Below are 10,720 nucleotides of genomic sequence, written 5' to 3'. Positions count from 1 at the left end.
CGGGCCCCGGTTGCCGCCCGGACCACCGGGGCCGCGATTGCCGCCAGGACCGCGCGCATTGGCGCCGCCCGGGCCACGGTTGCCACCCGGACCACCCGGACCACCCGGACCGCGGTTGCCCGCCGGGCGCGCGCTGCCGTACGGGCTGGCGCCCGGATTGGCGTGGTCGGACGGGAAGCTCGGTGCATTGCCCGGATGGCCATACGGATGGCGGGACGGACCCTGGCCCCCCTGGGCGCCGCGGTTGCCACCGCCGCCCGGACCGGCCGGACGGCCCTGGCCGCCGTAGCCGCCACGGCTTTCGCCACCGCCGGCATAACCGCCGCGGCCTTCAGCGCCGCCGCCGTAGCTGCCGCGACCCGGGCCGCCTGCGCCACCCGGACCCTTCGGCTTGCCGTACGGACGGCCCTGGCCGCCGGCGCCTGCGCCGGCACCCGGACCGCGCGAACCTGGGCCACGGGCAGCGCCCGGGCCGGCATTGCGGTGGCCGCTCGGGCCGGTGCTGACACCGTCGGGCACGTACCAGCTGCGGAACGCGGCCGGGTTGCCTTCCGGCAGCGCACGGTTGCCCTTGTCCGGGCGCGCCTTGAACGGGCGCTGCGACTGCTTGGCTGCTGCTTCGCCGCTGACCGTCAGGCCACCCTTGAAGCCGCCGCCCTTGCCGCCGCGACCACGGCCGCGCTCTTCGCGCACGTTGTCGAAACGACGCAGTTCTCGGCCTTCATCGGCCGAGTTGTGGCCGTTGACGTAGGCGTTGCCACGGCCACCCTCGCGCGAGACGCGCACGGTGGTCTTGGCGGCGCGGCGCTGGCCGATCACCGGCTGCAGGGTCAGCGCCGACGGCGCGCCTTCTTCCAGCTTCAGTTCGGCGCGCAGCGCTTCGACCTGCTTGGCCGGCAGTTCGACCGACTGGCCACGCAGCAGTTCGCGCGGCAGGCTCACCTTGCCGTAGCGGGTGCGCTTCAGGCGGCTGACCTGGCAGCCCTGCGATTCCCACAGGCGGCGCACTTCGCGGTTGCGGCCTTCCTTGACGACCACGCGGAACCAGTCGTGCGAGTCGGTGCCGCCGATGCGTTCGATCTCGTCGAACTTGGCCGGGCCGTCTTCCAGCGCGACGCCACGGGCGAGGCGGTCGACGATGCTGTCCGGCACCTTCTCTTCGCCTTCCGGGGCACGCACGCGCACCACGTATTCGCGCTCGACCTCGTAGGAGGGATGCATCATCGCGTTGGCCAGCTCACCATCGGTGGTCGCCAGCAGCAGGCCGGTGGTGTTGATGTCCAGGCGGCCGATCGCGATCCAGCGCGCGCCCTTCAGGGCAGGCAGCGCTTCGAACACGGTCGGGCGACCTTCGGGATCTTCGCGCGTGGTCACTTCGCCTTCCGGCTTGTTGTAGGCCAGCACGCGCGACGTTTCGGTCAGCGCGGTGGCCACGAAGCCACGGCCGTCCAGTTCGACTTTGTCGCCGCTCTTGATCGACTGGCCGGTCTGCGCGACCTCGCCATTGACCTTGACCAGGCCATCGGCGATGCGCTGTTCCAGCGCGCGGCGCGAACCCAGGCCTGCCTGCGCCAGCACTTTGTGCAGGCGCTCTTCGAGCTTGGGCTGTTCGGAGGCGGTTTCGCGCTTGAGCGAAAGCTTGTTCAACGACGGCTTGCGGGGGGTGTCACTCATTTACTTGGCTCCGGCCGGCAACGGATGCGTCGGCCTCTGGTTCGGGATCGGCTTCGTCAACAGCCACGGTCGTCTTCGCGACGGCGTTGTTTTCGGTTTCGTTCTGGGGCGCCGCGCGCTCTCCCGGCGCGGTATCGGGTTCGCCATCGCTGGCGGTCGTATCCGCGTCGTCGTCGGCAGGCGACAACGGCGCATGGGATGGGGTGTCCGAAGCGTCCGCATCGGCGGAAGCTTCGCTATTGTCCGTATCTGCCGGCTGCTCCGCCAGCCGGGCCGAGGCCAGCGCCACGCGGGCGGCCAGGCGGGCGGCGGCCGGGTCCACCGGGTCTGCAGGATCCACCGGCGCTGCAGGATCCACCGGCTCCGCAGGGTCCGTCGGCGCCGGGGCGTCGTCGTCGTTGGCCGCGTCGCTGTCCAGCGCCGCATCCGGTGTCGCCGCGCCTGCGGGCAGGCGGCCGGCCGGCTGGCCTTCGCTGTCCAGCGGCAGCTGCGGTTCCAGCTCACCCAGGTCGCGCAGCTCGGACAGCGGCGGCAGTTCGTCCAGGCGCTTGAGGCCGAAATAATCCAGGAAGCCCTTGGTGGTGCCGAACAGCGCCGGCTTGCCGGGCACGTCGCGGTGGCCGATCACGCGGATCCATTCACGCTCTTCCAGGGCCTGGATGATGTTGCTGCTGACCGCCACGCCGCGGACCTGTTCGATCTCGCCGCGGGTGATCGGCTGGCGGTAGGCGATCAGGGCCAGCGTTTCCAGGGTCGCGCGGGTGTAGCGGGTCTTGCGTTCGGTCCACAGCCGGGTGATGTAACCGTGCACCTCGCTGGTGACCTGGAAGCGGAAGCCGGAGGCCACCTCGACCAGTTCCACGCCGCGGTCCTGGCAGCCTTCGCGCAGCAGTTCCAGCGCGCGTTCGATGCTGCCCGGCGGTGCCGGTTCCTCTTCCGGGAACAGACCCTGCAGCTGCGCCAGCGTCAACGGCTCGCTGGCGGCCAGCAGGGCGCCTTCGACAATACGGTTGATCAGCGGTTGATCCATACGTGGGTCGGGTGCTCAGTCGGATGCGTTGGCGGCGTCGTTGTCGTCGAACTCACTGTTGAACTGCAGCGGTTCGTTGGTGTTGCCGGCGGCCAGGGACTTCACGTAGATCGGCGCCAGCGGAGCTTCCTGGACGATGTCCAGCAGCTGTTCCTTGGCCAGTTCGAGCAGGGCCAGGAAGGTGACCAGCACCCCCAGCTTGCCTTCTTCGGCGGTGAACAGCGTTTCAAACCGGTAGAACCTGCCGTCTTCCAGACGACCCAGCACGTCGCCCATCCGCTGGCGCACGCTCAGTGCCTCGCGTTTGATCGCGTGGCCGGTGAACAGCTCGGCGCGCTTGAGCACGTCGTGCAGCGCCATCAGCATTTCCTTCAGATCCACCGGCGGCGGCAGCTTGACGGCCGCGCGGTCGGGGACGAAGGCGTGGGCCACGGTGGTATCGCGGTCCTGGCGGGGCAGGCTGTCGATGTCTTCGGCAGCCTGCTTGAAACGTTCGTACTCCTGCAGCCGGCGCACCAGCTCGGCGCGTGGATCGGCTTCCTCGCCCTCGATGCTGGGCGGCCGCGGCAGCAGCATCCGCGACTTCACTTCGGCCAGGATCGCCGCCATCACCAGGTATTCGGCCGCCAGTTCGAAGCGCAGCTCCTGCATGACGTTGATGTACTCGACGTACTGGCGGGTGATCTCGGCCACCGGGATGTCCAGGATGTCCAGGTTCTGCCGGCGGATCAGGTACAGCAGCAGGTCCAGTGGACCTTCGAAGGCATCCAGGATGACTTCCAGCGCGTCCGGTGGGATGTACAGGTCCTGCGGGATCTGCAGGACCGGCTGTCCATGCACCACGGCCAGCGGCATTTCCTGCTGCTGTGGGGCGGGCACTCGGGTTGGCGGGTTCGCGTCGGGCGCGAGTTCGGCAGTCATCAAATAGACGTCAGTATTGCAACGGACCGGTCGCCGCACCATGCCAGCGTCCGGAACGGTCCCGGGCGGCAGGATGGCAAGCCATGACACGCCTGGGTCGGCGCGGTTCCACACTTCAAACAGCAAGGCGCGCCGCGATGGGCAGCGACAGAACTACGGGGAGGTCGTCTACGTGTGCTGGTGTGGGGCAGTGGATCGGTCGTCGGCTGGCGGTGGAGCCGAGGGCCGACGGGGCGCTGCGTCCAGCCACGTGCAATGGAGCTAAGACTACGGGGTTGGGGCGCCAGTGTCCAGCCAGCCCCGCTAGAATGCGCGGGATCGATTCAACAAGACCTCGGAGTTGCCCGTGTGGTATGTGATTGAAGGCTATGACGGCACCGATGTGCTGGCCGCCCGTCTGGCGTCGCGCCCGGCCCATCTGGCCCGGCTGCAGGCCCTGCAGGATGAAGGCCGGCTGCTGCTGGCCGGCCCGTGCCCGGCCATCGACAGCGAAGATCCCGGCCCGGCCGGCTTCAGCGGCAGCGTGGTGATCGCCGCGTTCGATTCGCTGACCCACGCCCAGGACTGGGCCGCCGCCGATCCCTATGTGGAGTCGGGCGTCTACGTGCGCGTCCAAGTGCGTCCGTTCCGCAAGGTCCTGCCATGAACCGGGTCGAACGCATCCGCGAGGCGCTGCAGCAGGCGCTGGATCCGGAGCTGCTGGAGGTCAAGGACGACAGTCATCGCCATGCCGGCCACGAGGGCGCGCGTGATGGTCGGGGGCACTTCAAGGTGCACGTGGTCAGCGCAGCCTTCGAAGGAAAGCTCCCGCTGGCGCGCCATCGGGCCGTCTATGCGGCCCTGGGGACGATGATGGAGACCGATATCCACGCGTTGTCCATTCGCGCCGAGACACCGGTCAAAAACCGCTGAAACCCTTGTCCCGCCTTGTCCTGGTCGGTCCCGGACAGGGCCGCCATGGACAGCTTTTGGTTACCGCCGTACGACATGAGGCTAACGTAGTGTTTACATCCGGGTTTGAAAACGCTTACATTCCGCGCCAAGCCCAGATCTCTAAGCCGTGGAGGGCGGCGAAGTGAACAAGGCAGCGATCACTATCAAAGATGTCGCCCGTGAAGCCCGTGTCTCTGTTGCCACGGTCTCGCGCGCACTCAATGGCCATGAAAATGTTGCCGAGCCCGTGCGCAAGCTGGTGCTGGAGGTGGCGGCGCGACTGCGCTATACCCCGCATGCAGCGGCCCGGAGCCTGAGCAGCCGACGGACCAATACCATTGGCGTGGTGTTGCCCGATCTCTATGGCGAATTCTTCTCCGAACTGATGCGCGGCATCGATGGGGTGGCCCGCGAGCGTCGCCAGCATCTGCTCGTGTCCAGTTACCACGGTGACCAGGAGCAGCAGGGCGCGGCCCTGCGGGCCATGCGCGGCCGTGTCGATGGGTTGCTGGTGCTCTCGCCGTATGCCGAGAGCCCGGGCTTCCTGACCGACAACCTGCCGCAGTCGTTGCCCACGGTGCTGATCAACACGTATCTGCCCGAGCAGGATCATCCGGTGCTGAGCATCGATGACCATGCCGGCGCGATGGCCATGACCCGCCACCTGCTGGACGTCGGGCATCGGCGCATCGCCTTCATTTCCGGTCCGGACCTCAACTACGACGCCCGTGAGCGCCTGCGCGGTTTCCGCGATGCGCTGGCGGCCTTCGGCGATGCTGCCGAAGGGATCGAGTTGCCCGGTGACTTTGACGAAGCTTCCGGCCATCGCGCCGGACAGGAGTTGCTGGCAGCCGGCACGCTGCCCGACGCGGTGTTCGCCGCCAACGACATGATGGCGCTGGGGTGTCTGTATGCGTTCGCGCAGGCAGGCGTCCGTGTCCCGTTCGATGTCGCATTGGCGGGGTTCGATGACATTCCGCTGGCACGTTTCGTTCACCCATCGTTGACAACGATGCAGGTGAGTATCGCCGACCTCGGCGATAAGGCCGCGACGCGCCTGCTGCAGTTGATGGATGGCAACAACACAGAAGGGGCCGGCGACAAGCAGACGCTTGTACCGACCCTGATCGTGCGTGATTCGAGCAGAGCCAGAACCGAGCAGTAGGTCACGACCGTTGGTCGTGACGCCCTAAAAAAACGCACCACATAAAACGACAGGGGCCGCAAAGACGGCCACCACCACCCGGAGAGTTACATGACGTATTCCAATCACCGCAACCGCGCGCCCGCACGCAGTCTGTTGTCCAGCGCGCTGGTCACCTGCCTGATGCTGGGCGCCGCCCCGAGCGTGATGGCGCAGTCGGCCACCTCGTCGCTGCGCGGCCAGGTCGCCGAGGCTGCCGCCGGCACCGAAGTCACCGCCACCAACGTGGCCAGCGGCACCGTGCGCCGCGCCACCACCCGTGCCGATGGCAGCTACTCGCTGATGGGCCTGGACCCGGGCACCTACAACGTCGTGGCCAATGGCCAGACGCAGAAGGTGACGGTCACCGTGGCCTCCACCGCGACCCTGAACTTCAGCGGCGCGCCGGCCAACGGCGGCACCGCCAACGCCACCAACCTGGACACGGTCAACGTCATTGCACCGACCCTGCTGCAGGAAGTGCGTACCTCCGAAGTGGGCAAGACCGTCAGCCTGCAGCAGATCCAGACCACCCCGCAGGTGTCGCGCAACTTCCTGGAATTCGCCGACGCGGTGCCGGGCCTGATCTTCACCCGTGATGCCAAGGGCAACACCTCGCTGCGCGGCGGTGCCACCAACTCCGACGGCACCAACGTCTACATCGACGGCGTGGGCCAGAAGAGCTACGTCAAGGGCGGCGGCGTGGCCGGCCAGTCCGGCAGCGCCGGCAACCCGTTCCCGCAGCTGGCGATCGGTGAATACAAGGTCATCAGCGGCAACTACAAGGCCGAATACGGCCAGGTGTCGAGCGCGGCCGTGACCGCGGCCACCAAGTCCGGTACCAACGAGTTCAAGGGTGAAACCTTCTACCGTTACACCAACGAAGACATGCGCGCCAAGACCCCGGCCGAGCGCCAGGCTGGCCAGAGCAAAGAGGCATCGGCCGAGAAGGAATACGGGTTTGCATTGGGTGGCCCGATCATCCAGGACAAGGCGCACTTCTTCGTGACCTACGAAGCCAAGCGCTTCGACCTGCCGGTCACCATCGCGCCGGACGGCGCGGTCGGCCGCGCTGCCGCCCTGCTGCCGCCGGAAGGCGCCGCCGGCCTCGGCCCGGCCAGCCAGCCGTTCCAGCAGGATCTGATCTTCGGCAAGATCGACTTCGAGCCGACCGACAACGATCGCATCGAGCTGACCTTCCAGGACCGCGATGAAACCCAGTCGCAGTTCAGCGGCCAGACCTCGCCGGAAGCCGGCCGCGAAGTGGTCAACACCGACCGTCGTTACGCCCTGCGCTGGAACCACAGCGGCGAGCGTTACTACAACGAACTGATGGTCACCCACGAAGATTCGTTCAACAACCCGACCCCGCTGACCCTGGCCAACGGCATCACCTACACCGCACCGGACGGCACCGAAGACCGCACCGTGGTCAAGATCGGTGGCGCATCGGCGCTGGATTCGCAGGTGAAGGGCCAGAAGGGCTGGTCGATCGAAGACAACCTGACCCTGGACGGCATCGAGTGGCAGGGTGACCACACCATCAAGATGGGCGCCAAGTACAAGCAGATCGATCTGTACGCATCCGATGCCGCGCAGATCAATCCGACCTTCACCTACAGCCTGGGTGATCCGGACTTCCCGTCTTCCATTCCGTACAAGGCGCAGTTCGTCAAGCCGGTGACCGGCGTGTCGGGCGTGTCGGGCGAAGTGCGCTCGAAGTCCAAGCAGATCGGCCTGTTCATCCAGGACGACTGGCAGGTCAACGACCATCTGCAGCTGAACCTCGGCCTGCGTTGGGACTACGAGAAGACCCCGTCCTACCTGGACTTCGTGACTCCGCAGCAGGTGGTCGACGCGATCTACTCGCAGGATCCGCGCGCGGCCGCCGGCCAGACCTACGCCGATTCGCTGGCGCTGGGCGGCCTGAACATCGGCGACTACATCAGCAACGGCCACAACCGCAAGGCGTTCAAGGATGCCTGGCAGCCGCGCCTGGGCTTCTCGTATGACGTCAACGCCGACGAGCAGCACGTGTTCCACGGTGGTGCCGGTCGTTCGTATGACCGCGATCTGTTCGACAACCTGCAGCTGGAAACCACCAAGCTGGCCCTGCCGCAGCCGACCATCTACTTCCGCAACCCGCCCACCGGCACCTGCATCGACGGCCAGGCCGCCTGCTATGACTGGAACCCGAACCTGCTCAACGGCATCGGCAACCTGCAGGCCCTGGTCGGTTCGACCAGCAACGCCGGCCTGGAAGTCGATCTGCTGAACAACAACCTCAAGGTGCCGTACTCGGACCAGTTCAGCTTCGGCATGAGCAACCAGGTCGGTGAGTGGCTGACCGATGCCACCATTTCCCGCACCCTGAGCTACGACGGCTTCGCCTTCACCCTGGGCAACCGTTACCCGACCGGCCAGTTCTTCGATGACCCGCGCCTGTGCGGCGGCACCGACCCGGGCCTGAGCCAGGCCTGGAGCTGCAACGTGCCGGGCTTCGGCAGCCTGATCATCGGCCAGCAGGGCATCAAGACCCGTGCGACCCAGGTCCTGCTGTCGGCGCAGAAGCCGTTCACCCAGGAAAGCGGCTGGGGCACCTCGGTGGCCTACACCTGGACCACCGCGCGCCACAACCGTGACATCAACGAGAAGTACGCGTTCGACCGCGGCCTGATCGAAGATTATCCGACCATCCGTTCCAACGGCGCGCCGCGCCACCGCCTGGTGGTCACCGGTTCGTACGCGGGCTTCTGGGGCATCACCTTCGGTGGCAAGGTCACCCTGGCTACCCCGACCGCCGTCAACGACTGGTACCCGGTGCCGCAGGCCAGTGGCTACAACCTGCCGACCCCGCAGGCAGCCGTGCCCAATGCCAATGGCAAGTTCCTGCTGGGTGGCAAGATCTTCGGCTACCGTTCGGTCGATCTGCAGGCGACGAAGACGTTCAAGATGCCGGGCGAGACCGAGCTGTACGCTCGTATCGACATCATCAACGTGTTCAACTTCGACAACTTCTCGACCTACAACTACGTCAAGACCAACGGCAAGCTGCAGGCCAGCTACAACGAGACCGGCGACATCATCGGTACGCCGCGTCAGGTCAAGGCAGAAGTCGGCTTCCGCTTCTGATGCAACAACGGCCCCGTCTTTGGACGGGGCCGGTTTCATGGCAATGGCTGGCCTTCGGGCCAGTCCATTGTCCAGGCCGCTGCCACGGAGGGTGGCAGCGGCCTGGGCAATGACCCGCTTGTTCGGACCACGCACGCGTGGTTTTTTTAAGCGGCGTTCTGTAAACGATTTCAGGTCATTGGACGTTATGCTTCCCAGTCACGAACACCGTAGAAGGAGTTGGCCCATGCAGGCACGCCACCTGTTGACCGCTGCGGCGATCAGCGTCGCCGCCGTTGCCTGTCAGCCGCAGGCCCAGCAGGAGCCGGCCAAGCCCAAGCCGCCCGTGATCCTGGTCGAGGCGGATGTGCCGCCGCGGCCGATGAAGCCGGAACTGCCGCCGCTGTTCGACGATATCGAGCGCCGCACCTTCCAGTTCTTCTGGGATACCACCAACGAGGTCAACGGGCTCAGCCCGGACCGTTACCCGTCGCGCCCGTTCGCGAGCATCGCCTCGGTGGGCTATGCGCTGACCGCGTATCCGATCGGCATCGAGAACGGCTGGGTCAGCCGCACCCAGGCGATCGACCGCACCCTGCTGACGCTGAAGTATTTCCGCGACCTGCCGATGGGCCCACAGCGCACCGGCAAGGCCGGTTACAAGGGCTTCTACTACCACTTCCTGGACATGCAGGAAGGCCGCCGCTACGACAGCTGGGTGGAGCTCTCCAGCGTGGATACCGCGCTGCTGATGATGGGCGTGCTGTTCGCACAGTCCTATTACGACGGTGACGACGCGCGCGAGAAAGAGATCCGCGAGATCGCCGACACGCTCTACAAGCGCGTGGACTGGCCCTGGCTGCAGCAGCGCGCACCGCTGATCTCGATGGGCTGGTTCCCGGAGAGCGGCTTCATCGATCACGACTGGATGGGCTACAACGAGGCGATGATGGTCTACATCCTCGCGCTCGGCTCGCCGACCCACCCGGTCAGCCCGGACGCCTGGACGGTCTGGACGCGCACCTACGACAACGACTGGGGCGTCTACCAGGGCCAGGAATACCTGTCCTTCGGCCCGCTGTTCGGCCACCAGTACACGCACGTGTGGGTGGACTTCCGCGACATCCAGGATGCCTACATGCGCGAGCGGGGCAGCACCTACTTCCTCAACAGCCGCTCGGCCGCCCTGGCGCAGCGCGAATACGCGATCGCCAACCCGATGAACTGGAAGGATTACGGCCAGAACGTGTGGGGCCTGACCGCCAGCGACGGCCCGCAGAACACCACCCAGGAATACCGCGGCGAGCAGCGCCAGTTCCGCCATTACTCCTCGCGCGGCGCGGGCCTGCGCGAGAATTTCGATGACGGTACCATCGCACCGACCGCCGCGATCTCCTCGATCGTGTTCGCCCCGGAAGAGGTGATCCCGGCCGCGGTGGAGATGCACAAGCGCTATGGCGATTACATCTACTCCAGCTACGGGTTCCTGGATTCGTTCAACCCGAGCTTCAACTACGACATCCCGATCAAGACCGGTCGCCTGGTCCCGGATCGCGGCTGGGTGGCCAGCGATTACATCGGCATCGACCAGGGCCCGATCCTGACGATGATCGCCAACTACCGGAACGATTTCGTCTGGAACGTGATGAAGAAGAACGCGCATATCCGCAAGGGTCTGGAGCGCGCCGGCTTCAGCGGTGGCTGGCTGACGCCGGAAGGCGAGGACCAGCCGATGGAACTGCAGAAAGATGAAAAGGCGGCCTCGGCCCGCTCGGTCGGCATCGCCGAATCGCGTGCGGCAGCCGCCCAGGAACAGAAGAACAATTCCAATTCGAACCGCAACCAGCAGCAGGGGAAGTAAGCAGTGC

General features: G+C 66.4%; 8 protein-coding genes. 5 read left to right on the top strand and 3 right to left on the bottom strand.

What is annotated here, in order from left to right:
• The 3 genes from HMPREF3113_RS01440 to HMPREF3113_RS01430 form a co-directional block, all read right to left on the bottom strand.
• Positions 1–1,674 (bottom strand): pseudouridine synthase (locus tag HMPREF3113_RS01440; RefSeq protein WP_070470367.1); only part of this gene is annotated, 1,674 nt, incomplete at its 3' end.
• A complete protein-coding gene (scpB, locus tag HMPREF3113_RS01435; protein WP_070470366.1) occupies positions 1,667–2,704 on the bottom strand; it encodes an SMC-Scp complex subunit ScpB in 1,038 nt (345 codons plus the stop codon). The genes HMPREF3113_RS01440 and scpB, both read right to left, overlap by 8 nt.
• A gap of 15 nt (positions 2,705–2,719) precedes the next feature.
• Positions 2,720–3,751, bottom strand: a complete 1,032-nt coding sequence (locus tag HMPREF3113_RS01430) for a segregation and condensation protein A (protein WP_174704336.1) — start codon at positions 3,749–3,751, stop codon at positions 2,720–2,722.
• 220 nt (positions 3,752–3,971) lie between these two features.
• On the opposite strand from HMPREF3113_RS01430, the gene HMPREF3113_RS01425 reads away from it, so the two are divergent.
• The 5 genes from HMPREF3113_RS01425 (at position 3,972) to HMPREF3113_RS01405 (ending at position 10,713) form a co-directional block, all read left to right on the top strand.
• Complete coding sequence (locus HMPREF3113_RS01425) at positions 3,972–4,271, top strand: YciI family protein (RefSeq protein WP_070425514.1); 300 nt, start codon at positions 3,972–3,974, stop codon at positions 4,269–4,271.
• Positions 4,268–4,537, top strand: a complete 270-nt coding sequence (locus HMPREF3113_RS01420) for a BolA family protein (RefSeq protein ID WP_070470362.1) — start codon at positions 4,268–4,270, stop codon at positions 4,535–4,537. The genes HMPREF3113_RS01425 and HMPREF3113_RS01420 overlap by 4 nt, the downstream gene beginning before the upstream one ends.
• Positions 4,538–4,685: 148 nt before the next feature.
• Entirely contained in the window at positions 4,686–5,723 is a 1,038-nt protein-coding gene (locus HMPREF3113_RS01415) for a LacI family DNA-binding transcriptional regulator (RefSeq protein ID WP_019182877.1), read from the top strand.
• Between the two features lie 90 nt (positions 5,724–5,813).
• Positions 5,814–8,873: a TonB-dependent receptor gene (locus tag HMPREF3113_RS01410; RefSeq protein ID WP_070470361.1), complete on the top strand. Its 3,060-nt coding sequence runs from the start codon at positions 5,814–5,816 to the stop codon at positions 8,871–8,873.
• 226 nt (positions 8,874–9,099) lie between these two features.
• Positions 9,100–10,713, top strand: a complete 1,614-nt coding sequence (locus HMPREF3113_RS01405; RefSeq protein WP_019182879.1) for a glucoamylase family protein — start codon at positions 9,100–9,102, stop codon at positions 10,711–10,713.
• Positions 10,714–10,720 lie beyond the last annotated feature (7 nt).

It is taken from the genome of Stenotrophomonas sp. HMSC10F06 (assembly GCF_001807865.1).
Classification (GTDB): Bacteria; Pseudomonadota; Gammaproteobacteria; order Xanthomonadales; family Xanthomonadaceae; genus Stenotrophomonas; species Stenotrophomonas bentonitica_A.
The sequence above is the reverse complement of the archived record's forward strand: the minus strand, read 5'-3'. Positions and strand labels throughout refer to the sequence as shown.

Coding starts and splice junctions, on each gene's coding strand:
- scpB (WP_070470366.1), bottom strand. CDS start 2,704: ATGGATCAACCGCTGATCAACCGTATTGTCGAAGGCGCCCTGCTGGCC.
- HMPREF3113_RS01420 (WP_070470362.1), top strand. CDS start 4,268: ATGAACCGGGTCGAACGCATCCGCGAGGCGCTGCAGCAGGCGCTGGAT.
- HMPREF3113_RS01410 (WP_070470361.1), top strand. CDS start 5,814: ATGACGTATTCCAATCACCGCAACCGCGCGCCCGCACGCAGTCTGTTG.
- HMPREF3113_RS01405 (WP_019182879.1), top strand. CDS start 9,100: ATGCAGGCACGCCACCTGTTGACCGCTGCGGCGATCAGCGTCGCCGCC.